The 23,021-nt window shown below is 70.1% G+C and carries 22 protein-coding genes; 10 read left to right on the top strand and 12 right to left on the bottom strand.

All coding sequences use genetic code 11. The features are described from left to right. Positions 1–191 precede the first annotated feature (191 nt). Positions 192–2,114: a translational GTPase TypA gene (typA, locus tag ACZ3HL_RS09665; protein WP_240599813.1), complete on the bottom strand. Its 1,923-nt coding sequence runs from the start codon at positions 2,112–2,114 to the stop codon at positions 192–194. A 195-nt stretch (positions 2,115–2,309) separates the two neighbouring features. Here typA and ACZ3HL_RS09660 point away from each other — a divergent pair, with 195 nt between their 5' ends. Continuing rightward, complete coding sequence (locus ACZ3HL_RS09660; RefSeq protein WP_007028942.1) at positions 2,310–2,468, top strand: hypothetical protein; 159 nt, start codon at positions 2,310–2,312, stop codon at positions 2,466–2,468. A gap of 7 nt (positions 2,469–2,475) precedes the next feature. Here ACZ3HL_RS09660 and ACZ3HL_RS09655 read toward each other — a convergent pair whose 3' ends face one another. Further along, entirely contained in the window at positions 2,476–2,775 is a 300-nt protein-coding gene (locus ACZ3HL_RS09655) for a YciI family protein (protein WP_240599812.1), read from the bottom strand. 334 nt (positions 2,776–3,109) lie between these two features. Between ACZ3HL_RS09655 and trpS the strand changes: the two genes are divergently transcribed. After that, positions 3,110–4,075, top strand: a complete 966-nt coding sequence (gene trpS / locus ACZ3HL_RS09650; RefSeq protein WP_465411143.1) for a tryptophan--tRNA ligase — start codon at positions 3,110–3,112, stop codon at positions 4,073–4,075. A gap of 103 nt (positions 4,076–4,178) precedes the next feature. Here the strand turns inward: trpS and ACZ3HL_RS09645 are convergent, their stop codons facing one another. The 3 genes from ACZ3HL_RS09645 to ACZ3HL_RS09635 are packed head-to-tail and all read right to left on the bottom strand — an operon-like array spanning position 4,179 to position 6,632. Then, positions 4,179–4,568 (bottom strand): (deoxy)nucleoside triphosphate pyrophosphohydrolase, encoded by a 390-nt coding sequence (locus ACZ3HL_RS09645; RefSeq protein ID WP_465529951.1) that lies wholly within the window; start codon positions 4,566–4,568, stop codon positions 4,179–4,181. 10 nt (positions 4,569–4,578) lie between these two features. Beyond that, the gene (locus ACZ3HL_RS09640) at positions 4,579–5,907 is read right to left on the bottom strand and encodes an ATP-binding protein (RefSeq protein WP_465529949.1); all 1,329 of its coding nucleotides are present in this window, start codon (positions 5,905–5,907) and stop codon (positions 4,579–4,581) included. After that, positions 5,904–6,632 (bottom strand): response regulator transcription factor, encoded by a 729-nt coding sequence (locus ACZ3HL_RS09635; RefSeq protein ID WP_465411140.1) that lies wholly within the window; start codon positions 6,630–6,632, stop codon positions 5,904–5,906. Before ACZ3HL_RS09635 ends, ACZ3HL_RS09640 begins: the two co-directional genes overlap by 4 nt. A 144-nt stretch (positions 6,633–6,776) precedes the next feature. Here ACZ3HL_RS09635 and ACZ3HL_RS09630 point away from each other — a divergent pair, with 144 nt between their 5' ends. The 5 genes from ACZ3HL_RS09630 to ACZ3HL_RS09610 all read left to right on the top strand — a co-directional run bounded on the left by ACZ3HL_RS09630 (position 6,777) and on the right by ACZ3HL_RS09610 (position 12,507). Then, positions 6,777–7,862, top strand: coding sequence for a LolA family protein (locus tag ACZ3HL_RS09630; RefSeq protein WP_465529947.1), 1,086 nt, complete (start codon positions 6,777–6,779; stop codon positions 7,860–7,862). Further along, complete coding sequence (locus tag ACZ3HL_RS09625; RefSeq protein ID WP_465411138.1) at positions 7,859–8,854, top strand: ABC transporter ATP-binding protein; 996 nt, start codon at positions 7,859–7,861, stop codon at positions 8,852–8,854. The genes ACZ3HL_RS09630 and ACZ3HL_RS09625 overlap by 4 nt, the downstream gene beginning before the upstream one ends. Continuing rightward, positions 8,851–9,720 carry an ABC transporter permease gene (locus ACZ3HL_RS09620; protein ID WP_465411137.1) on the top strand — a complete coding sequence of 290 codons (870 nt, stop codon included), beginning with the start codon at positions 8,851–8,853 and terminating at the stop codon, positions 9,718–9,720. Before ACZ3HL_RS09625 ends, ACZ3HL_RS09620 begins: the two co-directional genes overlap by 4 nt. A 221-nt stretch (positions 9,721–9,941) precedes the next feature. Beyond that, positions 9,942–11,441: an alanine/glycine:cation symporter family protein gene (locus ACZ3HL_RS09615; RefSeq protein ID WP_465529945.1), complete on the top strand. Its 1,500-nt coding sequence runs from the start codon at positions 9,942–9,944 to the stop codon at positions 11,439–11,441. Between the two features lie 166 nt (positions 11,442–11,607). Next, positions 11,608–12,507, top strand: a complete 900-nt coding sequence (locus ACZ3HL_RS09610; RefSeq protein ID WP_465529943.1) for a universal stress protein — start codon at positions 11,608–11,610, stop codon at positions 12,505–12,507. Here ACZ3HL_RS09610 and ACZ3HL_RS09605 read toward each other — a convergent pair. The 3 genes from ACZ3HL_RS09605 to ACZ3HL_RS09595 all read right to left on the bottom strand — a co-directional run bounded on the left by ACZ3HL_RS09605 (position 12,479) and on the right by ACZ3HL_RS09595 (position 16,370). Next, entirely contained in the window at positions 12,479–13,519 is a 1,041-nt protein-coding gene (locus tag ACZ3HL_RS09605) for an ABC transporter ATP-binding protein (protein WP_465411134.1), read from the bottom strand. The genes ACZ3HL_RS09610 and ACZ3HL_RS09605 overlap by 29 nt on opposite strands. Beyond that, the gene (locus ACZ3HL_RS09600; RefSeq protein ID WP_465530036.1) at positions 13,519–15,096 is read right to left on the bottom strand and encodes an ABC transporter permease; all 1,578 of its coding nucleotides are present in this window, start codon (positions 15,094–15,096) and stop codon (positions 13,519–13,521) included. The genes ACZ3HL_RS09605 and ACZ3HL_RS09600 overlap by 1 nt, the downstream gene beginning before the upstream one ends. 221 nt (positions 15,097–15,317) lie before the next feature. Beyond that, positions 15,318–16,370, bottom strand: coding sequence for a thiamine ABC transporter substrate-binding protein (locus ACZ3HL_RS09595; RefSeq protein ID WP_465529941.1), 1,053 nt, complete (start codon positions 16,368–16,370; stop codon positions 15,318–15,320). A 75-nt stretch (positions 16,371–16,445) separates the two neighbouring features. Between ACZ3HL_RS09595 and ACZ3HL_RS09590 the strand changes: the two genes are divergently transcribed. Further along, positions 16,446–16,736, top strand: coding sequence for a 4a-hydroxytetrahydrobiopterin dehydratase (locus tag ACZ3HL_RS09590; protein WP_465529939.1), 291 nt, complete (start codon positions 16,446–16,448; stop codon positions 16,734–16,736). Between the two features lie 384 nt (positions 16,737–17,120). Here ACZ3HL_RS09590 and ACZ3HL_RS09585 read toward each other — a convergent pair whose 3' ends face one another. From ACZ3HL_RS09585 to ACZ3HL_RS09575, 3 genes are read right to left on the bottom strand one after another with little or no spacing between them, the layout of a single operon-like run. Next, positions 17,121–17,459, bottom strand: a complete 339-nt coding sequence (locus ACZ3HL_RS09585; protein WP_063277672.1) for a winged helix-turn-helix transcriptional regulator — start codon at positions 17,457–17,459, stop codon at positions 17,121–17,123. Between the two features lie 55 nt (positions 17,460–17,514). Continuing rightward, complete coding sequence (locus ACZ3HL_RS09580; RefSeq protein WP_465529937.1) at positions 17,515–18,309, bottom strand: SDR family NAD(P)-dependent oxidoreductase; 795 nt, start codon at positions 18,307–18,309, stop codon at positions 17,515–17,517. After that, the gene (locus tag ACZ3HL_RS09575; RefSeq protein ID WP_465529935.1) at positions 18,306–19,682 is read right to left on the bottom strand and encodes a DHA2 family efflux MFS transporter permease subunit; all 1,377 of its coding nucleotides are present in this window, start codon (positions 19,680–19,682) and stop codon (positions 18,306–18,308) included. Before ACZ3HL_RS09575 ends, ACZ3HL_RS09580 begins: the two co-directional genes overlap by 4 nt. 121 nt (positions 19,683–19,803) lie before the next feature. On the opposite strand from ACZ3HL_RS09575, the gene ACZ3HL_RS09570 reads away from it, so the two are divergent. Together ACZ3HL_RS09570 and ACZ3HL_RS09565 are read left to right on the top strand one after the other, a co-directional pair. Then, positions 19,804–20,436, top strand: a complete 633-nt coding sequence (locus ACZ3HL_RS09570; protein WP_192743415.1) for a TetR/AcrR family transcriptional regulator — start codon at positions 19,804–19,806, stop codon at positions 20,434–20,436. Positions 20,437–20,540: 104 nt separating this feature from the next. Beyond that, positions 20,541–21,902: a M20/M25/M40 family metallo-hydrolase gene (locus tag ACZ3HL_RS09565; protein WP_465411129.1), complete on the top strand. Its 1,362-nt coding sequence runs from the start codon at positions 20,541–20,543 to the stop codon at positions 21,900–21,902. Between the two features lie 46 nt (positions 21,903–21,948). Here ACZ3HL_RS09565 and ACZ3HL_RS09560 read toward each other — a convergent pair whose 3' ends face one another. Then, positions 21,949–23,010, bottom strand: coding sequence for an ankyrin repeat domain-containing protein (locus tag ACZ3HL_RS09560; protein ID WP_465529933.1), 1,062 nt, complete (start codon positions 23,008–23,010; stop codon positions 21,949–21,951). Positions 23,011–23,021 lie beyond the last annotated feature (11 nt).

Genomic DNA, 23,021 nt, shown 5'->3' with positions numbered 1-23,021 from the left:
CCCACCCCCCGCGCGGGCACGCGGGTTTCCCCGCCCGCCCCCCCGGGGGCCCGTTGGGCCCACACCCGGGCCCCCCCCGACCCCGGGGGGGGGCCCCGGCCCCCCCCGCGCGTCGTCCGCTCAGGTGGCCAAGTACAGGAAGGCCCCTTTCCTCGCGTCTGGCGCGAGGAAAGGGGCCTTCCTGTACTTGCTCAGCCGCGGTTCTTGTTGCGGTTGCGCTCCTTGGCGCGCTGGTTGACGTCCAGCGTGACCTTGCGGATCCGGACGACGTCGGGGGCGACCTCGACGCATTCGTCGACGGAGCAGAACTCCAGCGCCTCCTCCAGGCCCATCTTGCGCGGGCGGGCCAGCGTCTCCATCACGTCGGCGGAGGACTGACGCATGTTGGTCAGCTTCTTCTCCTTGGTGATGTTGATGTCGAGGTCTTCGGCACGCGGGTTCTCGCCCACGACCATGCCCTCGTACACCTCGGCGCCCGGCTCCACGAAGAAGGTGCCGCGGTCGGCCAGCTGGATCATCGCGTACGCGGTGATCGGGCCGGACCGGTCGGCGACCAGCGAACCGGAGTGCCGGGTGCGGATCTCGCCCGCCCACGGGAAGTACCCCTCGAACACGTGGTTCGCGATACCGGTGCCGCGGGTCTCGGTGAGGAAGTCGGTGCGGAAGCCGATCAGGCCGCGCGCCGGGAGGACGTAGTCGAGCTTGATGCGGCCGGTGCCGTGCCCGCCCATGTGCTCCATCCGGCCCTTGCGGGCGGCCAGCAGCTGCGTGATGCCGCCGAGGTGCTCCTCCGGGGAGTCGATCGACAGCCGCTCGAACGGCTCGTGCAGCTTGCCGTCGATCATCTTGGTGACCACCTGCGGCTTGCCGACGGTCAGCTCGAAGCCCTCGCGGCGCATCTGCTCGACCAGGATGGCCAGCGCCAGCTCGCCACGGCCCTGGACCTCCCAGGTGTCGGGGCGCTCGGTCGGCAGGACGCGGATCGAGACGTTACCGATCAGCTCCTGGTCGAGGCGCGCCTTCACCAGGCGGGCGGTGACCTTGTCGCCACCGCTGCGGCCGGCCAGCGGCGAGGTGTTGACCCCGATGGTCATCGAGATGGCGGGCTCGTCGACGGCGATCCGGGGCAGCGCCTCCGGGTTCTCGACGTCGGCGAGGGTGTCGCCGATGGTGATCTCCGGGATGCCGGCGATGGCGACCAGCTCGCCCGCGCTCGCCTCGGTCGCCGGGACGCGGGTGAGCGCCTCGGTGACCAGCAGTTCGGAGATGCGGACGTTCTGGATGGTGCCGTCCTCGCGCATCCACGCCACGGTCTGGCCCTTGCGCAGGCTGCCGGAGTGGATGCGGATCAGCGCGATCCGCCCGAGGAAGTTGGAGGCGTCGAGGTTGGTGACCAGCGCGCGCAGCGGGCCTTCGCGGTCGGCGAAGGGCGGCGGCACGTGGCGCATCAGCGTCTCGAACAGCGGGTCGAGGTTCTCGCTCTCGGGCACCGCGCCGTCGGCGGGCTGCTCCAGGCTCGCCTTGCCCGCTCGCGCGGAGGCGAAGACGACCGGCAGGTCGAGGATCGCGTCGAGGTCGGCGTCCTCGATGTCACCGGCCAGATCGAGCAGGAGGTCGTGGGTCTCTTCGACGACCTCGGTGATCCGGGCGTCGGGGCGGTCGGTCTTGTTGACGACCAGGATCACCGGCAGGCCGGCTTCGAGGGTCTTGCGCAGCACGAACCGGGTCTGCGGGAGCGGGCCCTCGCTGGCGTCGACCAGCAGCACGACACCGTCCACCATGGACAGGCCGCGTTCGACCTCGCCGCCGAAGTCGGCGTGACCGGGGGTGTCGATGACGTTGATCGTCACCATGCCCTCGTCGGTCTTGCGCCGGATGGAGGTGTTCTTCGCGAGGATGGTGATGCCCTTTTCCCGCTCGAGCTCCCCGGAGTCCATCACGCGATCGACGAGTTCGGCGCGTTCCTCGAAGGCGCCGGACTGCCGGAGCATCGCGTCGACGAGGGTCGTCTTACCGTGGTCGACGTGTGCGACGATGGCGACGTTGCGCAGGTCGGGCCGGGTCTTGCCGGACGAGCGGCCGGCATCGACTGCGGTGGCGCTGGCTGCGGGCACGCGAAGGCTCCAAAGGTTTCAAGTTCGGGTGTGGTGCCCGCGCTCGCGCGTTGCGAGACACGCCTGGCCGACTTTGGCCATACGCGGACCACACCAGGATACCGGTAGCCCGACTGTGAGCAGCCCCACGCCCCCAGATCGGTTAGGCTCACCTAACGTGTAGAGGTCGCCGACAGGGTCGGAGAAGGAGCGCGCGTGGGCAAGAAACTACCCGACGACCCGCACAAGCTCGTGCGCAAATGGATGAAGTCCGGCAAGGTCAAGAAGAAATGCTGCCGGTCGAAGTCGAGGTGCGGCAAATGCCCCGTCCTCGCCCTGAAAAAGGCGAAGACGAAGATCGCGAAGGCCGCCTAGAAGATCGTCAATGCACCACCGCCTCGTTGATCGCCCGTAGTTCCGGCGCGGTCCGGGTCGGCGAGAACTCGATCACCTCGTAGGCGGCCATGTGCTTGATCGAGAAGGGGTCGGTCGCGAGGATCGCGTCCAGCTTTCCCCTGGCCATGGGCTTGGTGATGATCACGCCGCCGATGCGCGGGTTGCGCCTGCCGGAGGCGAGGAAATTGCCGTGTTCGTACTGTTTGGTCAGCCAGTCGGCGTGGTCCGGGAGCACGTAGTCGATTTCTTCGATGGGCGCGGTGTAGGTCAGCAGGACGACAAACATGAGTTGAAGGTAGACCCGCATCGCCAATATGACGGGTGTACTGCCCCGGCTGATATGAAGTGTTGACGCGCTGTGCCCGGAATGAGTGAAACCGCCCGCGTTTCGTCCTCTGGATGCGGTGGTTCGACGTCGAACCACCGCATCCGGAGGACGAAACGCGGTGGCTGCGGTACTCTCGGTGGCATGCGCGCGCAGAACGCCCAGTGGTGGCCGCCCTCCGGCGGCCCCGAAGTCCTGCGCTGAACCAGACGAGCGCACCACCAGGCCGCCCCACCGGGCGGCCTTTTTCGTGCCCGGACCCTGGGGCGGCCCGAATCCGGAAGGAAGAAGGCAGATGATCAGGTTGTCCGGGATCACCCCGTCCGGCCACGTCCACGTCGGGAACCACCTGGGGGCCATCCGGCGCTGGGCCGGCGAGGGCGGGCCGGACGACCTGTACTTCGTCTCCGATTTGCACGCCATGACGAACTCGCACAATCCGGCGAAGCTGCGTTCGATGGCGTCCGAGCAGCTGGCCGTGCTGATCGCGGCCGGGATCGAGCCGGATCGCGTGTTCGTGCAATCCGACATCGCCCGCGAGCTGGGCGCCCTCAACTGGGTCCTCGAGTGCACCTGCAACTACGGCGAGGCCGCCAGGATGATCCAGTTCAAGGAGAAGTCGAAGGGCCGGGCCGGGGTGCGGCTGTCCCTGCTGACCTATCCGGTGCTGATGGCGGCGGACATCCTGCTGCAGGGCGCGGACGAGGTCCCGGTCGGCGAGGACCAGCGGCAGCACGTCGAGCTGGCGCGGACGCTGGCGAAACGGTTCAACTCCACCTACGGCGACGTGTTCACCATGCCGAAGGCGGTGCTGCCGCCCGCCGGCGCGCGGGTCATGGACCTCGCCGAGCCGACGCGGAAGATGTCCAAGTCGACGAAGGAAGAGGCCGGGGTGGTCTTCGTCCTCGACGAGCCCGACCAGGTCCGCCGGAAGGTCAAGCGCGCGAAGACCGACGGCGGGTCAACACCGGCCTACGCGCCGGAAACCCGGCCGGGGATGGCGAATCTGCTGGACATCCTCGCGGCGTGCACCAAGGAGAAGCCCGAGGTCCTCGCGGACCGGTTCGACTCCTACGGCCAGGTGAAGGAGGCGGTCGCCGAGGCGCTGATCGAGGAGCTGCGGCCGGTCCGGGAAGGCGCGTTGGCGCTGCTGAGCGACCCCGGTGAGCTGGAGCGGGTGCGCAAGGCGGGCGCCGTCCGGGCGGCGGAACGGGGCGAGCACCGGCTGCAGTCCGCGCTGCGGCTCATCGGCGCCGGCTGAAGTTCCGTGAAGGACTCCTTGAGGGTCCATCCATGCCCCCGCCGCCTCCCTCAACGGAGACGCTGCGCGCCACAGCATGGATTCAAGTCCCTCAAGGAGTCCTTCACGGACTTGCGATCAGGGTGTGCAGGGCGGGCAGGAGGATCCGGTCGGCGGGCAGCCAGTCGAGGTCGTCGAGTTCGTGCGCGGAGATCCACCGGACGTCCTCGTGCTCCACGGCTCGCGGCTCGTCCCCCGCGCTGACCAGCGTCGCGGCGTAGATCCGCAGCACCTTGCCCTTCGGCAGCGGCACGTCTTCGCCGACCCGGCCCGCGACCGTCACGGCGACGTCCAGCTCCTCCAGGCATTCCCGCGCCAAGGCGGCTTCGTCGCTTTCGCCGTCCTCGACGCGCCCGCCCGGCAGTTCCCATCGCCCGGCGTGGTCGGCGGGCCAAGCCCGCCGCTGCGCCAGCAACTGTCCGTCCCGCACGATGGCGGCGCCCACGATCACCACGCGGCACACCCTACTGACCGCGCGCCGCCTGCCAGACGACCTGGAACCGCGCCCCGCCGTCGGGTGACTCGCCGACTCGTACGCGGCCCCCTCGGCGCCGGACGGCCTCCGCGACCATCGCCAGCCCCAGCCCGGTGCCGCCAGAAGACCTCGCCCGCGAATCGGACACGCGATAGAACCGGTCGAACACCCGCTCGCGGTGCTCGGGCGCGATACCCGGCCCGTCGTCGTCGACGACCACCCGCACGGTGGACCGCGCCGCGAGCACCGACACCACGATCTGGCCGCGCGCGTACCGGCAGGCGTTGCGCAGGAGGTTGCTCAGTACCAGCTCGACCTCGGCGTGCGTGGCCAGCGCCCACGCGGCCCCGACCGTGCCGCTCACCCGGATCTCCGGCGCGCCGGCGGGCATCCGCGCGACCGCGGCCCGTACCTCGCTCACCAGCTCGACGGGTTCCGCGGGCGGGACCTCCCCGGCGTCCGACCGCGCCAGCGCCAGCAGCCCGTCGAGCAGCGCGGAGAGCCGTTCCGCCTCCTCCAGGATGTCGGAAAGGGTCTCCTGCGAGAGCTCGGGATCGGGATTGGTGACCGCGACCTCGGCCTGCACGCGGATCGACGCGACGGGCGACCGGAGCTCGTGCGCGGCGTCCCCGGTGAACCGGCGGAGCCGTTCGGCGCCTTCCTCCTGCCTGGCCAGCAACGCGTTGAACTCCTCGGCCAGCGCGCGGAGTTCGTCGTGCGAATCCGGGAGCGGCAGCCGCGCGCCCGGCGGGAGCACCCGCACCGACCCGCGCATCCGCGCCACCGGCCGCAGGGCGAACCGCACCAGCAGCCACGTCGCGATCCCGGCGCCCACCGCGCCGACCGACGCGACCACGAACAGCCACAGCCCGCCGGAGTGCACAGCCGTCGCGAAGCCGACCAAGCCCGCACCCGCCACGACGAGCCGCTGCTGCCCGTCGGGGGCGGTGACCACGGTGCCCGCCCAGCGCCAGCTGTGCTCGCCGCCGGTCGTGACCGGTTCGCCCGCCTTCAGCGCCCGGACCTCCGCGGGACCGAGGTTCGCGGGCGGCAGGCCGTCCACCGGGCCGCCGCCGGTGTCGAGGACGCGGACGGTGACCGCCGATCCCGACGGCACCCGTCCGGCGGCGACGTCGGCCTTCGCGGTTTCCAGCTGGGCACTCAGCTCGTCGTCGACCGAGCCGATCAGCAGCGGCTGGAGGTTGTCCCCCGCGACCGCCGCCAGCCCGAGCAGGAAGCCGAGCGTGACCGTGGCCGTGAGCAGGGTGATCCGGACCTCCAGCGAGCGGCGGCGCCACCAGGACGGCGAGCCGATCACCCCTGGCCCGCCGGGGCGATCACTTCGTCGAGCTGCGGATCCGAGGCCAGGTAACCGTGTCCGCGCACGGTCCGGACCAGGGCGCCCGCGCCGACGGCGTCGAGTTTGCGGCGCACGTAACCGACGTAGACCTCGACGACGTTCCGGGTCGCGGCCTGCTCGTCACCCCAGACGGCGCGGAGCAGCTCGTCCTTGGTGACGACCGTGCCCGCCCGGCCGGCCAGCACCTCCAGCAGCGCGAACTCGCGAGGGCTGAACGCCACTTCGACGCCGTCGTAGCGGACCTGCCGCAGGCTCCGGTCGACTTCGAGCGCACCGATGCGCAGCGGCCCGCGGATGGCGTCCGGCGAGGCCCGCCGCAGCACCGCGCGCACCTGAGCGACCAGGACGACGAACGAGAACGGTTTCACGAGGTAACCGTCGGCGCCGAGGTCGAGGCCGTCCGCCTGGTCGACCTCGCCGTCCTTCGCGGAGATCATCAGCACCGGGGTGGTGACGCCGAGCGCGCGGAGGCGTTCGAGTACGCGGTAGCCGGAAAGACCCGGGAGCATGATGTCGAGCAGGACGACGTCGAAGGAGCCCGTCTGCGCGAGCCGCAGGCCGCTGGGCCCGTCTGCCGCCGTGACCACGTCCATGTCCTCCGCGCGCAGCCCCCGCTGCAACGCCTTGCGCACGCCGGGCTCGTCGTCGACCACCAGTACTCGAGGTTTCACGTCCTTCATCATTCACGCTTTCACCAGCTCACGCGCGACCTCTCAGCGCCATCTCAGCTCCGAAGGCGGAGTCTGAGTGGTGTCTCAGCGTTTCCGGGGAAGCGTTGTCGCCAAGACCCGAGCACACTGGGGTTCGGGGAAACAGGGAGAGACAGCATGGATCCGAAGAGGAAGGCCATCACCGCGGCGGTGGTGGGGACGGCTCTCGGCGTCGGCGGCCTCGTCGTCGTCGCGATGCCGGCCACCGCGGGCGACGCGCCCGTCTTGCCGCAGATCAGCGCCGAAGAGCTGGTGCGGTCGACGCTCAACGCGAAGCCGCCGGCGTTCGACGGGAAGGTCAAGGTCAGCAACGACCTCGGCCTGCCGCAGGTCGGCGGCGCCCTGCCCGGTGTCTCGGCGCTCGACGTCGACTCGGCGCAGGTTTCGACCGACGGCACGGGCAAGAGCAAGATCTCGCTCACCGAGGGCTCCAGTCAGCAGACCATCGTCCGGAACGGCCAGACGGTCTGGGAGTTCAGCTCCAAGGACAACTCGGCCACCAAGATGACCATCCCGGACGGGCTGGCCAAGGAGCACCGGGACAAGGCCGAGGCCGTCGACCCGGCCACGGTCGCCTCCGAACTGCTCGGCAAGGTGCGCGAGAGCAGCACGATCGCCGTCGACGGGACGGCCTCGGTGGCGAATCGCGCCGCGTACGAACTGGTGCTGACCCCGAAGCCGACCGAGCGGACCGTCCTGCGCGAGATCCGCGTCGCGATCGACGACCAGACCCGGATGCCGCTGCGGGTCACGGTGCTGGCCAACGGCACGTCCGCCCCGGCGTTCGAGGCTTCGTTCAGCGAGATCAACTTCGCGAACCAGCCCGCGTCGAACTTCGAGTTCACCCCGCCCAAGGGCGCGAAGGTGACCGAGAAGACCGCCGAGGTCGAGCCGAAGGACCGTGAGCTGGCCGCGCAGGCGAAGTCCGAGATCAAGGTCGTCGGCGACGGCTGGGACACCGCGATCACCGGCAAGATCCCGGCCGACGCGCTGGCGAAGGCCGGCGAGGCCAAGGACGAGCAGGGCCGCCAGGTCGACCCGAAGGCGCTGCTTTCGCGGTTCGCCAAGCCGGTCAGCGGTGCCTGGGGCAGTGGCTGGCTGGTGACCACCAAGGTCGGCAGCGGCGTGCTGACCGACGACGGCCGCTACGCCGCGGGCGCGGTGCCGGAGCAGGTCCTCTTCGAGGCTTTGGCCGCGAAGTGACCACCACGTTCGAAGCCGGGGCGGACGCTTCTCCGGAGGCGTCCGCTCCGGCGGTACCCATGGCGGCCCGCACCAGGGGCCTGCGCAAGGTCTACGGCCGCACGGTGGCCGTTGACCACGTCGATCTCGACGTTCCCGAAGGCGCCGTGCTGGGGATGCTCGGCCCCAACGGTTCGGGCAAGACGACGACCATCCGGATGCTGCTCGGTCTCGTGCGGCCCACCGAGGGCGAGGTCGAACTCTTCGGCAAGCGGATGCCCGACGAGGCGGCGCACGCGCTGCCCGACGTCGGCGCGCTCGTCGAAGGGCCGGGTTTCCACCCTTTTCTCTCCGGGCGGGAGAACCTGCTGCGCGTGGCCGCGGCCGAACCGCGGCTGGCCTCGGCGGGGATCCCCGGCGCGGTCGACGCGGCACTTGAGCGGGTCGGCCTGACCGGCGCCGCCACCCGGCGCTACAAGGGCTATTCGCTCGGGATGAAGCAGCGGATGGGCCTGGCGAGCGCGCTGCTCGTGCCGAGGCGGATGGTCGTGCTCGACGAGCCGACGAACGGCCTCGACCCGGCGGGCACCAGGGAGATCCGCCGGATCATCGGCGAACTGCACGCCGACGGCGTCACCGTGCTGGTGTCTTCGCATCTGCTGGCGGAGGTCGAGGCGACCTGTACGCACGTCGCGGTGCTCCAGTCCGGGAACGTGATCGCCCAGGGCGAGCTCTCGGAGCTGCTGGAGTCGGGGAACGCGGCGCTCCTGGTGCGGACGCCGGACGCCGAACTCGCGGTGGAGACGTTGCGGGAGAACAGGATCGGCAGCAGGCTCACGCCGGACGGCGTCCGCGTCGACCTGACCGCCGCCGAAGCCCCCGACGTGCTGCGTCAGCTGGTGACGGCCGGGGTGGCCGTGCACGAGGCGGCGCGGGCGCGGACCGGGCTCGAAGACCTGTTCGCCCGGCTGACCCAGCCGGAGTCCACTGTAGACGGTGAGGGGGAGTCGTGACCCACGCTCTGGCCGCGGCACCCGCGGCACGGACCGGGCAGGACAGTGTCGGGCTGTTCCGGTTGTACCGGGCGGAACTGCGCTGGATCTTCCGGCGGCCCCGCACGCTCGCCGTACTGGGCCTGCTCGCGCTGATCCCGGTGATCATCGGGGTCGCGCTGACGTTCGTCGACACCGCGGAAACGAGCGGCGGACGGGACGGTGCGCTGCTCGCTTCCGCGGTCAGCAACGGCTTCATCCTGCCGGTCGCGGCCCTGACCATGACGCTGGGGCTGCTGCTCCCGCTCGCTTCGGCGATGGCCGGGGCGGACGCGATCGCCGGCGAGGCGGCCCACGGGACGCTGCGCGGCTGGCTGGTCGCGCCGGTCGGCCGGGGCAGGCTGCTCGCGATCAAGGCGTTCGGCGTCGCGACGGTTTCGGCGGTCGCCGTACTGGCCATGACGTTCACCGGTTTCGCCACCGGCCTGATCATCAGCGGCGCCGACTCGATGTTCACCCTCACCGGCTCGACGCTGAGCGTCTGGGACGCGCTGGGCCGCGTCCTGCTCGTGGCCGCGTGGGTGGTCCTGCAGCTGTGGGCGGTCGGCGCGGTGGCGCTCGCGATCTCGGCGTTCACCGAACATCCGATGCTGGTCGTCGCCTCGGTGCTGGCCGGGACGATCGTGTTCACCATCCTCGGCTTCCTGGACGCGGTCTCGTGGCTGCATCCGTTCCTGCTCAACGAGAACTGGACGCAGGCGCCCGCCTCGGTGCTGATGGACCCGGTGGACACCGCGATCCTCGGGGAGGGCGCGCTGCGTGCCGCCTGCTACATCGCCATCGGGCTCTCGATCGCCTACGCGCGTCTCACGACGCGGGACGGCTGAAGGATCCGCGACCCTCCGCGCTCAGTTGAGCGCGGAGGTCGAGCGGACGCCCGGCCAACCTTAAGGGAACCCTGTCAACAGGTAACGAACCGCAGACTAATCAGCCGCGCCCTTGTGCACTCGGTCCACTTTGTGTCGACTTGTCCCCCATGTTCCAGACAACGTGGTCCCTGCCACATCCCCACTCCGCATCCGATCAGGTGCTCGCCGCGGAAAGTGGCATGCTGTCGGGGATCGAGAACGCGATCAACAGCGTGTTCAAACCGATCTCCGACGCGGTGTCCGGGTTCGTGTTCGCCGAGGTCACCGTCTTCGGTGTCACCTTCCCCTGGATCGTCGCCTGGCTGGTCGTCGCCGCGGCCGCCTTCACCGTCTACTTCGGCTTCGTCCAGTTCCGGGCCTTCCGCCTCGCCACCCAGATCGCCCGCGGCCAGTTCACCCGCCCGGACGAGCCAGGCGAGATCTCCCACTTCCAGGCCCTCAGCTCGGCCCTGTCCGGCACGGTCGGCCTCGGCAATATCGCCGGTGTCGGCGTCGCGGTCACCATCGGCGGAGCCGGTGCCACCTTCTGGATGATCATCTGCGGTCTCCTGGGCATGTGCACCAAATTCGTCGAGTGCACGCTCGGGGTGAAATACCGCGAGGTGCACGCCGACGGGACCGTTTCCGGCGGCCCGATGCACTACCTGCGCCGAGGCATCGCCGAACGCTTCCCCACCGCGGGCGGGCGCACCCTCGGCAAGGTCCTCGCGGCGGGCGCGGCGGTGATGATCCTGTTCTTCGGCATCGCCGGCGGCAACATGTTCCAGGCCAACCAGAGCTTCGCCCAGCTGCGCAACGTCACCGGCGGTGACGACGGCTTCCTCGGCGGCGACGGCGCGGCCCTGATCTTCGGAATAGTGCTCGCCGCCTTCGTCGGCCTCGTGATCGTCGGCGGTATCAAGTCCATCGGCGCGGTCACCAGCAAGCTCGTACCCACCATGGGCATCGTCTACGTGGTCGCCTGCCTGATCGTCATCGGCACCAACATCACCTCGGTGCCCGCCGCCTTCGGCGAGATCGTCTCCGGCGCCTTCGCTCCCGAAGGCGTGGCCGGTGGCGCCATCGGCGCGCTGATCGTGGGCTTCCAGCGTGCGGCGTTCTCCAACGAAGCCGGGCTGGGCTCCGCGCCCATCGCGCACTCCGCGGTGCGGACCAAGCACCCGATCACCGAGGGTTACGTGGCTCTTCTCGAGCCGTTCGTCGACACCGTGATCGTCTGCACCATGACCGCGCTGACGGTCATCATCGCCAAAACCCAGTTCTGGACCGATGCCAAGGCCACCGTGGCCGCGGGCGGTCCCACCCCGGACGGGGTGACGGTCACCTCCGAATCGTTCGCCAGCGCGCTGCCTTGGTTCCCCTACGTGCTCACCGTGGCGGTGGTGCTCTTCGCCGTGTCCACCATCATCACGTGGGGTTACTACGGACAGAAGGCCTGGACCTACCTGTTCGGCAAGAGCATGCTCAGCGAGCGGCTCTACCACGTGGTGTTCTGCCTGTTCGTGGTGGTGGGGTCGGTGCTCACCCTCGGCAGTGTCCTGGACTTCGCCGACGCGGTCCTGTTCCTGCTCGCGCTGTTCAACATCATCGGGCTCTACCTGCTCGCCCCGGTGGTCAAACGGGAAATGACCAACTACCGCCGGCGCCGCCGTGAAGGAGAGGTCGTCCGCGTCAAGTGACCCGCGGGTGCGTGAGGCCTCGCCCGGCCTCACGCACCGCGACGCGGGCTCCAGGTTTCGGCGCCCACCACTCCGGGTATTCGGTCCCGGCGATCCGAGCCGTCCGGCTCTGCCGCCGACGCCGCGCGAAGGCACATAGTCGTGTCCGAGGTAAGGAGCGATCGCCGTGAACGAGCAAGCGGGCAGGCCCGTGGTCGCCGGGGTCGACGGAAACGCGTCCTCACTGCTGGCCGTCCGCTGGGCGGCGGCGGAAGCGCGTCGCCGAGGGGCCGGACTCCGGCTGGTACTCGCGTTCGACAAGGACTCCCTGGAGTATCCACAACCCTTGCCGACGCGCGAAGAGCTCGCGGAAATGGCGGAGATGCGAGGACACCGCCTGCTCCGCGAGGCCGAAGACGTGGCACGGAAGGTGGCACCTTCCCTGAAGGTCGCCCTGGACCTGCGCCACGAGAAGCCGGCGCAGGCGTTGCTGGCGATTTCGGAGGACGCCGGCCTGCTGGTACTCGGCCCGGAACAGATCCGTCCGCTGGGCAGGCTGCTGGTCGGCTCGGTGTCGATCGCTCTCGCGGCGCACGCGAAGTGCCCGGTCGCGGTGGTGCGCTCTCACGTGGCCGAGGACGACCCGCCCGAGGAAGGCCCGGTCGTGGTCGGTGTCGACGGCTCACACACCAGCGATGCCGCGCTGGCACTCGCCTTCGAACAGGCTTCGAGGCGCGACGCGCCGCTGGTGGCGGTCCACACCTGGGACGACGTCCTCCCGTCGGCACTGTTCGACGAAACAGAATGGACGTACAACGCCAGCGACATCGAGGAGCGCGAGAGGGAAGTGCTGGCCGAGCGGCTCGCCGGCTCGCAAAGCCAGTATCCGGACGTTTCGGTCGAGCACGTCGTCACCCGGGGGAAGCCGGCTGAAGTGTTGCTCGGATACGCCGACCGTGCCCAGCTCCTCGTGGTCGGCACCCGGGGTCGGGGCGGATTCGCCGGGCTGCTGCTCGGGTCGACCAGCCAGCAGGTGCTTTCTTACGCGCTGTGCCCTGTCATCGTCGCCCGGTCCCCCGAGCGTTAGCGGGAAGCCGGGCGACGCCGTCCGGGTCGAAGGCGAGCCGCACGGTGTCGCCGGGGCGCAGATCGGCCGTGACCGGCGCAACGGCGTCCACAGTGGACAGATCGCCGCCGGGTGCGACCACGAGCCGCACGTGCTCCCGGCGGTGCACCACGGCGACGACCTCGCCCTCGACACCGTCCGGGGCCACCCGCAGGCCGTGCGGCCTCAGCCCCAGCCGCACCGCGCCGTCCTCGACGTCGGGCAGCGTGACCTCGCCGAGCGGCGTCCGCACCACACCGGAGGAAGCCTCACCGTCGACGAAGGTGGTCACGCCCAGGAACCGTGCGACGTCCTCGTCCACCGGCTGCCGCCAGACACTGCGCACCGCGCCCTCCTGCCGGATCTCACCGTCGTCGAGCACGGCGACCCGGTCGGCGAGCGTGAACGCCTCCTCCTGATCGTGCGTGACCAGCAGCGCGGTGATCTTGCTGCGCCGCAGCAGGGCCGCGAGGTCGATCGCCAGCTGTTCCCGCAGCCCGGCGTCCAACCCGGACAGCGGCTCGTCCAGCAGCAGCAACCGCGGTTCCGGCGCGAGCGCGCGGGCCAGCGCCACCCGCTGCGCCTGCCCGCCGGAGAGCTCGGTCACCCTCCGCCGCTCGTAACCGGTCAGCCCGACCAGAGCGAGCAGCGCCCGGATCCGCTCGGCGTGCTCGGCGCGGGGGACGTCGTGCATCCGCAGCCCGAACGCGATGTTGGCGGCGACGTCCTTGTGCGGGAACAGCTGTCCGTCCTGGAACACCAGCCCGAACTCACGCCGGTGCACCGGGACACCGGAGAGGTCCTCGCCGTCCCACCGCACGGTGCCCGACGTCAGCGGCTCCAGGCCGGTGATCGCCCGCAGCAGCGTCGACTTCCCCGAACCGGACGGGCCGAGCAGGGCCAGCACCTCGCCGTCGGCGATGTCCAGCCGGGCGTCCGTCACCGCCGCGAAGGCTCCATAGTGGACGGTCAGATCCCGTACCGACAGCGACACTAGAACTCCCCTACCGAATTCTGCCCGCGGACCGCGCCGAACCGGTCGATCAGCACCACCGCCACCACGGTCACGATCATGAGCAGCGCGCAGGCCGCGTAGGCCATCTGGTTGTTCAGCTCCCCCGGCCGCGAGATCAGCGTCGCGACGGCGACCGGCAACGTCGGCGCGTCCGGCCTGGCCAGGAAGCTCGTCGCGCCGAACTCGCCGAGCGCGACCACGTACCCGAACCCGGCCGCCGCGACCAGCGAACGCGCCGTCAGCGGGAGATCGATCTCGCGCCACACCCGGCCGGGGCTCGCGCCGAGCGCCGACGCGGCCTGCCGCAGCCGGACGTCGACCGACCGCAGCACCGGCAGCACCATCCGCACGATCAGCGGGATGATCACCAGCGCCTGCGCGAGCGGCACCAGCAGCGGCGACGTCCGCAGGTCACCCGGCAGCGCGTCGAGCGTGACGAGATAGCCGAAACCGACGGTCACCGCGGACACGCCCAGCGGCAGCATGAGCGCGGCGTCCATCGTCTCGCCCATCCCCTTGGCCAGCCTGCCCGGCGTGCGGCGCAACGCCACCAGCACGACCGAGGCCAGTACGCCGACGATCATCGCGAGCGTCGTCGCGTCGAACGCCGTCCGCAGCGACATCGACGCCGCGTCCCACCCCGAAACCTGGAGTGCGCCCCTGGATCCCTGTCCGGCGAGCGCTTCGTACCCGGCGAGGCTCCATCCGTCCGAAGTGGACACGGACTCGGCCAGCAACGCCACGATCGGCGTCATCAGGAGCGCGACCACCGCGAGCCCGGCGGACACGGCCCACCACTCACCGCCCCTCGGACGCCGCGCGGTCTCGCTCCGCGAGCGCAGCCGCACCGCGTTCTCCCGCCGCCGCCTGGCCAGCGCTCCCACGACCAGCGCGGCGACGACGGCGGCGAACTGCACCAGCGACAACGCGGCCGCGCCGGACAGGTCGAGCAGTTCGACCGTACGCAGGTAGATCTCGGTCTCCAGGGTGCGGTACTTCGCCCCGCCGAGGATGAGCACGACGCCGAAACTGGTGGCGCAGAAAAGAAAGACCACCGCGGCCGAAGACGCGATGGCCGGGGCGAGCGCGGGCAGCGTCACCGAGCGGAAGGCACGCCACGGCGACGCGCCGAGTGCCCGCGCCGCGTCCACGGTGCGCGGATCGAGATGGCTCCACAGCCCGGAAACCGTGCGCGCGACGACGGCGACGTTGAAGAAGGCGTTGGCCAGCACCAGCGGCAGCAGCCCGCCGTCGGGCCAGAGCGCGCGGAACGCCAGGCCGACCACGACCGTCGGGAGCACGAACGGCACCAGCACGAGCGTCCGGACCAGCGAGACACCCGGCAGCCGCACCCGCGCGAGCAGGAACGCGACCGGCAGGCCCGCCAGCACCGCCACGATCGTCGACACTCCGGCACTGGCGACGGTGAATCCGGCGAGTTCCCAGGTCAGCGGGTCACCGATGGCCGTGCCGACCCCGCCGGAGCCGAAGCCCCGGCCGATGATCGCGGCGACCGGCCAGGCGAAGAACACCACGAGGAAACCGAGCGGCAGCACGGCGAGCGCCGCCAGCCCGGCTCCGCGGAAAGTCGGCCTGGTGGTACTCAGCCTTCTTCCCAGGCGCGCTTTCGGATTTCCGCAGCCGGGCCGCGGCATCGGCTGGTCACTCACCTGGCCGGGTCAGCGGCCCGTCTCCGCAAATCCGAGGCCTCCGGCCGAAGAACGACGCGCGCGCGTACCGTCACCAGGTCTGCCGGCTTCAGTTCACGAAGCACGCCCTAACCTTCCACCAGCGTGCGCCACTGCGCGATCCACTGCTCGCGCCCGGCCTGGATCTTGGCCGGTTCGAGCGTCTTCGGCTGCTGCGGCTGCGGCGCGGCCTGCGCCCAGCCCTGCGGAAGCTCGACGCCCTGACGGGCCGGGTACACGTACATGTTGCTCGCCACCGTCACCTGGAACTGCTGGGACAGGAGGAAGTCCACGACCTTACGGGCCTTCTCGACCTGCTTGCCGCCCTTCAGCACCCCCGCGTACTCGACCTGGCGGTAGCAGGTGTCCAGCAGCGCCTTCGTGCGCGGCTTGCCGTCGTCGCCGATCTCGGCGGCGGGCGAAGAGGCGTAGGAGACGACGATCGGGCGCGGCCCCTTGCCCGAGGAACCGGAGAATTCCTTGGAGTAGGCCTCTTCCCAGCCGCTGACCACCTTGAGACCGTTGGCCTTCAGCTGGGTCCAGTACCCCTGCCAGCCCTGCTCGCCGAACTGGGCCACGGTGCCGAGCAGGAACGCCAGCCCGGGCGACGACGTCGCGGGGCTCTCGGCAACCATCAGGTCCTTGTACTTGGCGTCGGCCAGGTCCGCGAACGACTTCGGCTCCGGGATCCCCTTGTCCGCGAAGTACCGGGTGTCGATGTTGACGCAGACGTCGCCGAGGTCGACCGCGGAGAGCCGGTGCTCGGGGTCGATGGAGTAGCGCTGCGGGCCGCGATCGGCCTCCGGGCTGGTGTACTGCTCGAAAACGCCCTCGGTGAGCGCGCGCGAAGCGAACGTCGAGTCGATGCCGTACGCGACGTCCCCGATCGGGTTCGCCTTGGTCAGCACCAGTTTGTTGGTCAGCGCGCCCGCGTCCCCCTGCTTGAGCACGGAGATCTTGATCCCGGACTGCCGCTGGAACGCGTCGAGGACCTCCTGGGGGGCGAGCCACGAGTCGTGTGTCACGAGCGTGACCGTCGCCGGCGCCTGCGGGTCGTTCCCCGTGTTCCCGGAGAGCGAGCAGCCCGCGACGAGGGCGGCCACCGTGCCAGCCGCAACGACCGTGCGGAGGGCGCGTTTCATCTAGCCTCCTGCGTTCTTCAAGGGGGGACCCGTGGCAAACGTGCAGCGTAGCCGACGGCGTACCACCATGGAGTCATGGCGGAAATCTTGAACGACCAGCAGGCCGGCGAAGCCGTGACCAAGCTCTCCGGGTGGACCCGTGACGGCGTGACGATCGAGCGGACGGCGAAGCTGCCGAGTTTCCCGAAAGCCATCGAAGCGGTGGACAAGGTGGCCGAACTGGCGGAGGCGGCCGACCACCATCCCGACATCGACATCCGGTGGCGGACGGTGACGTTCCGGCTCAGCACGCACTCCGCCGGTGGGCTGACGAAGAAGGACTTCGCGCTTGCGTCGCAGATCGACGAGGTACTCGACGGTATGTGACGTCCGCGACGATCGCGCCACGACTCCGCTTCTCGGACGTCTAGCCAGTACGACCAACGAGAAGGGGACGAGTGATGACGCAAGCGATCGTGGTGGGGTTCTCGGCTTTCGGCGCGATGGTGGCTGCCGCTGCCGGAGTGCTCTGGTACACGGCGCGCGAACGGCATCACCAGCACGATCAGTGACGTTGATCACACCGGCGTCCGGCAGGTAACGCGGAGCCTGATCAACGCGCTGTTCCCGGCGGACCTGTCGCTTCTCTCCCCCGGGGAACCGCCGTGAACAACGCCTCCATCACCGCCGCCCAGCGCGCCTGGGTGACCACCTTCGCCGCGGCCATCACGCTGCTGACGATCGTCGTGCTCGGCCTGCTCGGCTAGTCCTTCAGCCCGAGTAGGCCTCGCGGGCGGCGACCAGCTCCGGAAGGTGCTTCGCCGCCCATTCACGGCATGCCTCCATCGGCTCGAACAACGTCCGGCCGAGCGAGGTGAGCTCGTACTCCACCCTGGGCGGCGTCTCGTCGTACGCCGTCCGCGTGATCATGCCGTCGCGCTCCAGAGCCCGCAGGGTCTCCGTGAGGACCTTCGGCGTGACTCCCCGCAAGGGCACCCGCAGTTCGGAGAACCGGCGCGGTCCTTCTTCCAGGCACAGCACGACCAGGCCCGCCCATTTGTCGCCGATCCGGAACGGGGTCAGATTCGACGGGCAGCCGGGCGCGAACATGTCGGGGCTCAGCGGCTTCACCCGTCCGAAGTTACCCTCCGCGGTCGTACGCCGGTCAGCAACTTCCGAGTGACCTCGGCCAGCCGATTCGCCGCCGCGGGTTCGAATCCCGGGCCGGTCGCCGCGATCCGCCGCCCTTCCACGAACGCGCTGAGCGGCGCTGCGGGCGGGTCGTCGCCCGCGGGGTCTTCGGCACGATGCCTTCCTCGACGGGTTTCCCGTATCTCTTCAGCGCTTCGACGTGGGCAGCGGTCGCCGCGTCGTACTCCCCGGAGAAGCTCGTCGAGACACCGCCGGGGTTGAGCAGCACGGTCGAGATCCCGCTCGCGGCGTGTTCGGCGGCGAACGCGACGCCGAGCAGGTCGTTGGCCCGCCCCGCCTGCATTTGCGCGGCGACACCGTCATAGCCCCGCGTCAGCGAAAGGTCCTGCCAGCGGATCTCGGGCTTGGTCACCCCCGGACCGGACACGTTGACCACGACGGGCCGTCCGGCCCGGCCCAAGGCTGCGGCGAGTCCGTGGCTGAGCAGATAACGACTGAGGTACTCCAACGCGAAGGTGCTTTCGATGCCTTCGCCCGTCTCGGCCCTGGTCGAACGGAAGTGGCGGGCGCACAACACCAGCGCGTCCACGACCGGGAACGTCGTGGTGATCCGCTCGACGACCTCACGGTTGCGCGCGATGAGGCCGAGGTCCGCCTGGATGAAAGTCGCGCGGCCGGCCTCGCCGAACACCGCGCCTTTCGCCGGGTCCCGGCCGAGCACGACGACGGTGTCGCCCCGGCCGAGGTACTCCATCGCGAGGGCCTTGCCCATCCCGTCGGTACCGCCGGAGATCACGATCGTCTTCACCGGTCACCCCTTCCCGGCAGGCGCGCGGCGGCGGCGAGCAGGACCGCCATGGTGCCCGCGACGAACCAGTACACGGCGTGCAGACCCGCGACCGGCCCGGTCGTGGTGGCGAGGATCAACGCGACCACGGCGACACCTATCGAACCGCCAAGCTGGTTGAGCATGTAGAGCACCGAGCTTCCCTGTGGCACCAGAGGTCCCGGCAACGTGCGATACACCGCCCCCATCGCGGGCGGGCCGACGAAACCGAGCCCCGTGCCGAGGGCCAGCCCGGCGAGCACCACCGCCGCGTCACCGGTCCGCGCGTCGAACGTGGTGAAGAGGACCGCGCTCAGGGCGGCCACGAGACCGCCTGCCAGCGCCAGGTTGCGTGAACCGACCCGGTCACTGACTCGTCCCGCCAGCGGGGCGGCGACCGCGGCCCCGAGGCCCAGCGGCGCGACGAGCAGCCCGGCCGCGAGCGCCCCGTGTCCCCCGGCCTGCTGGAAGTACAGCGGGAGCACGATCAGGCTCGCGAACATCGCCAGCCCGGTCAGCGCCATGACGGTCACACTCGCGGCGAACCCGCGACGGGCGAACAGCCGGACGTCGACCAGGGGCGCCTCACCGCGCAGCGCGTGAACCACGTAACCGGCCAGCAAGAGAACGCCGGCCACCAGCGGGACGAGCACCGGCGAAGAGAGCAGGTTCGCTCCGTTCGCGGCCTGGGACAGCACCAGGAGCAGGCCCGCGAAACCCGGCCCGAGCAGGGCGACACCGAGGATGTCGAGCCGCGCCCGCCGCTCGACAGGAGGATCCGCGGGCATGACGCGCACCGCGAGCAGCACCGCCAGCGCGCCGAGCGGCACGCAGAGCAGGAACATCCATCGCCAGCCGAGGCCCTGCAGCACCACGCCGCCGAGCACCGGGCCGAGCACGGGACCGAGCGAGAGCACGGCGGCCATCAGCCCCATCACGCGGCCCGCGCGCCGCGGCCCGGCGGCGCGGGCGAGCAGAGTGAGCACGAGCGGATCGAGGATGCCCGCGCCGATCCCCTGCAGCACGCGGAAGGCGATCAGGCTTTCGATGTCCCACGCCAGCCCGCACCCGAGCGAACCGGCGAGGAAGACGCCGAGCCCGGCGAGCCACATCCGCTTGCCGCCGAAGGCCTCACCCGCCCAGCCGGTCACCGGGATGGTGACGGTGACCGCGAGCAGGAACCCGGTCGAAACCCAGCCCACGGTGCCCAGCGAGGCTTCGAAGTCCTCGGCGAGGTCACGGATCCCGACGGCGACCATCGTGCTGTTCAGGATGCCCAGCGCCCCGCCGAGCAGGATCACGCCGATCAGCGGCCGCAGCGCGGAGCCCAGCCGATCGTCCCGGGTGATTGTCATGCTCTTCCTCTCGAATCAGACTCTCCAGTCTGTTTTTTCAGACCGATGAGTCTGAGACTAGCAGGTCTACTTGACCAGACTGGCTAGTCTGGTTATCCGGCCGTCCCGGTACGCTGAGGACATGAGTGGAACTGGTACGGCCCGAGGCCGGATCGACAAGCGGCAAGCGATCCTCGACGCGGCTTTCACCGTTTTCGCGCGAGAGGGATACGCGCAGGCGGGCGTGGACGTGATCGCGGCCGAAGCGGGCGTCGCCAAAGCCACCGTGTACAGCCATTACGGCGACAAGGAGAGCCTGTTTCGCGAGACGGTCTCCGCGTCGGCGGATCGGGCGCTCGCCGAGAACCTCGCCGTGGTCGAGCGGCTCACCGGCGCGGGCGAGGATCTCCGGGCCACGCTGGAAACGGTCGGCTCGAAACTGCTCGAGTGCTACTGCGCCGACCGCTCATGGGCGCTGCGACGGCTGCTCGCGGCCGAGACGGGCCAGTTCCCCGACCTGCTCGACGTCATCCACACGCGCGCGGCGGACCGCGTGGCCGAAGCACTGGCCGACCGGCTCGCCCGCCTGACCGTCTCCGGGCACCTTCGAACCGCGGACCCGCTCTTGGCCGCGGATCAGTTCTTCGCGCTGCTGTCCGGTCCCGCCGACAAGCGGGCGAGGCTCGGCACCCGCCGCACTCCCGACGCCGAACTTCGCGCCATCGCCGAGGCCGCCGTCGACACCTTCCTGAAGGCCTTCGGCGCACAGGGCTGAGGAAACGTCACGGAAAGGAAAAAGGGGACGATCGGAGGTTGCTCTCCGGGCCTCGTGACTCTTAGCTACTCGAACGAGTTTCTTCGAGAAGTGAGGGGTGTTCCATGGCAGGTCTGCGCAGACGTGAGGTGCTCGCGGGCGCGGTGGCACTGGCGGGCGCGGCGACGATCGGGCTGAACCCCGGCACGGCCGCCGCGGCGACGCAGCAACGTCCGGGCGCGCAGTTCCCGCCGTCGCTGGAGTTCGGCGACTACCCCGTGGTCGCGCGGGTCCGCTCACGGCGGGCACTGGAGCACCTGCGGGTGCTCAGCGACAAGATCGGCCCCCGGATCGCCGGTACCGAAGGCGAACTGCGAGCGCGGGACTACATCGCGAAGGTGCTCCGGGACCTGCGCTACCAGGTCACGTTGCAGCCGTTCCCGATCGCCGACAAGTTCCTTGGCGGCCTGTCGATCGGGCGTGACAGCTGGCAGACCGGCTCGTCACCGCAGGGCTTGCAGGACGTCACGCGCGAGGCCGTCGTCGTCGACGCCGGTGACGGCAGCACGCTGCCCGACGACCTGACCGGCAAGATCGTGCTGATCGCCGCCGTGACCAACAAGGCCGACGCGTACCTGACGGCCGCGCAGCGCGGAGCGGACGCCGTGCTGCTCGGCCGGATCGGCGCCGACCCGGCACGCAAGCTGTCGGCGTTCTCCCCGACGCTGGCCACCCCGGTCACCATCCCGGTGCTCGGACTGGCCCAGGTGCAGGTGGAGCGGCTGCGCGAACGGCTCGCAAAGGGCTCGGTCACGGTGAAGGCGACGGCCACCCACCACAAGAACCTGACGTCGTACAACGTCATCGCCGAGCGGCCCGCCACGTTCCCCGGCAAGGACAACGGTGTGGTCATGGTGACCGCGCACTACGACAGCGTCCCCGGCTCCCCCGGCGCCAACGACGACGGCAGCGGCACCGTGCTGTGCCTGGAACTGGCGCGTGTCCTGCGGCACCTGCCGACGAACAAGACGCTGCGGTTCGCGCTGTGGGGCTCGGAGGAATACGGGCTGATCGGTTCGCGGCACTACGTCAAGAACCTGTCCGACCCGGAAGCGAAGCGGATCGCGGGCTGCTTCCAGAACGACATGGTCGCCACCAGCTGGGACCCGGCGGTCACCTACTGGCTGCTTTCGGTCGACGGCGCCGACAACGCCACGACCGCGGCCGTCAACGCCGCCGCCAAGCGGCTCGGCTACGACCCGCGGGTCAAGGGCCCGGTGGCGCGCGGTTCGAGCGACCACGTGCCGTTCTTCGAGCGCGGCATCGCGTCGGGCAACTTCAGCTGGCGCGGCGAAACCGGCCCGGCGCTGCTGGAGCCGACGTACCACACGCCGGAAGACACCATCAAGGACAACGTTTCCCTTGAGCGGCTTCAGGTTTCGCTGGAGCTGATCGGTTCCGCGGCGTACAGCCTGCTGCGGAAGTGAGCCTCGCCGGGTGTCCTCGATGCTCATCGGGGACACCCGGCGCCCCTCAGCGTGAGTAGTCCACCGCTTCCAGGGCGATCGGGGCCGGATTCCTCGCGACCCAGGCGACGGCGAGTTCGCTCAAGCGATCGAGCTGTTCGTCCCCGCCGCGACCGGACCTGACGTGCTTGGCGATCGCCTTGGCCTCTTGGAGTTCTTCCTCGCCGAGAGGCTCGCCCTGCGCCAGGAAACCCGGGAACGCGTCGGCCATCGCGCGATAATCGCGGTCCCAGTTCGCCCCGCCGTTCCGGAACATCTCGTCGGAGATCCGGCCGGTGACGCGGATGGCCTCGCACTGCACTGTCTCGCCCGCGCCGCTCGACGGCACGAGGAATTCCCAGAGCGCTTTGTGCCGCTCCTGCCAGGATCCGTCGGGAACGACGATCGGCGAAACCCCGTCGTGCTTCGACCGCCGCGCGACCGGCTCGACCTCGAAGATCCGGTACAGCTCGCTGAGCGCGGTGTCGGTCTCTTCGAGAAGGTCGCGGTTGAAGGTCTCGCGGTGGAACTCGAACCCACTACCGATCCGCTCGACCTTCCGGCGCATCTCGGGCGTGATGCTCGCCCCGCGTTCGAGCAGCAGCTTCGCGATCTCGGCGGACTCCCGGAGATAGGCGTTCTCCGTACTGATCAGGCAGCACATCAGCAAGGTGTTGCCGCGCCTGTCGACGACCTCGGTCGAGGCCCCGTGCTCGATCAGGACTCGCGCCGCCTCGACCCTCAGCCTGCCCACGGCGGCCCCAAGCGGTGTTTGCCCGTTGGTGTCAGCCGCATCGATGTCCGCGCCGAGCGAGAGCAGCAAGGGAATCTGCTTCGCAGCACCGCGGGAAGCCCGCGCGTGGAGCGGTGTCCTGCCGTAGCTGTCCGGGGTGTCGACGGCGAGCCCCTGCCCGGTCAGCCAGACGATGAGCTCGTCCGGGCACGCCGGGAAGCCGATGGCGGTGCCCTTGGAATAGCCGCCCCGCGCGTCGATCTCGCATTTGCCGAAGACGGCTTTGAGTTCCTCCACCGAGGCTGAGGTCAACATCTCTTCGAAGTCCTTGGGAAGGGTCTTCCGCTTCCGTGCCATCGTGCTTCTCC

This window comes from Amycolatopsis sp. NPDC000009, from assembly GCF_055563465.1.
The sequence above is the reverse complement of the archived record's forward strand: the minus strand, read 5'-3'. Positions and strand labels throughout refer to the sequence as shown.

Excerpts from the sequence above, each read along its gene's own strand:
- ACZ3HL_RS09655 (WP_240599812.1), bottom strand. The coding sequence starts at position 2,775 with ATGTTTGTCGTCCTGCTGACCTACACCGCGCCCATCGAAGAAATCGAC.
- trpS (WP_465411143.1), top strand. The coding sequence starts at position 3,110 with ATGATCAGGTTGTCCGGGATCACCCCGTCCGGCCACGTCCACGTCGGG.
- ACZ3HL_RS09635 (WP_465411140.1), bottom strand. The coding sequence starts at position 6,632 with ATGATGAAGGACGTGAAACCTCGAGTACTGGTGGTCGACGACGAGCCC.
- ACZ3HL_RS09630 (WP_465529947.1), top strand. The coding sequence starts at position 6,777 with ATGGATCCGAAGAGGAAGGCCATCACCGCGGCGGTGGTGGGGACGGCT.
- ACZ3HL_RS09615 (WP_465529945.1), top strand. The coding sequence starts at position 9,942 with ATGCTGTCGGGGATCGAGAACGCGATCAACAGCGTGTTCAAACCGATC.
- ACZ3HL_RS09595 (WP_465529941.1), bottom strand. The coding sequence starts at position 16,370 with ATGAAACGCGCCCTCCGCACGGTCGTTGCGGCTGGCACGGTGGCCGCC.
- ACZ3HL_RS09590 (WP_465529939.1), top strand. The coding sequence starts at position 16,446 with ATGGCGGAAATCTTGAACGACCAGCAGGCCGGCGAAGCCGTGACCAAG.
- ACZ3HL_RS09585 (WP_063277672.1), bottom strand. The coding sequence starts at position 17,459 with ATGTTCGCGCCCGGCTGCCCGTCGAATCTGACCCCGTTCCGGATCGGC.
- ACZ3HL_RS09575 (WP_465529935.1), bottom strand. The coding sequence starts at position 19,682 with ATGACAATCACCCGGGACGATCGGCTGGGCTCCGCGCTGCGGCCGCTG.
- ACZ3HL_RS09570 (WP_192743415.1), top strand. The coding sequence starts at position 19,804 with ATGAGTGGAACTGGTACGGCCCGAGGCCGGATCGACAAGCGGCAAGCG.
- ACZ3HL_RS09565 (WP_465411129.1), top strand. The coding sequence starts at position 20,541 with ATGGCAGGTCTGCGCAGACGTGAGGTGCTCGCGGGCGCGGTGGCACTG.
- ACZ3HL_RS09560 (WP_465529933.1), bottom strand. The coding sequence starts at position 23,010 with ATGGCACGGAAGCGGAAGACCCTTCCCAAGGACTTCGAAGAGATGTTG.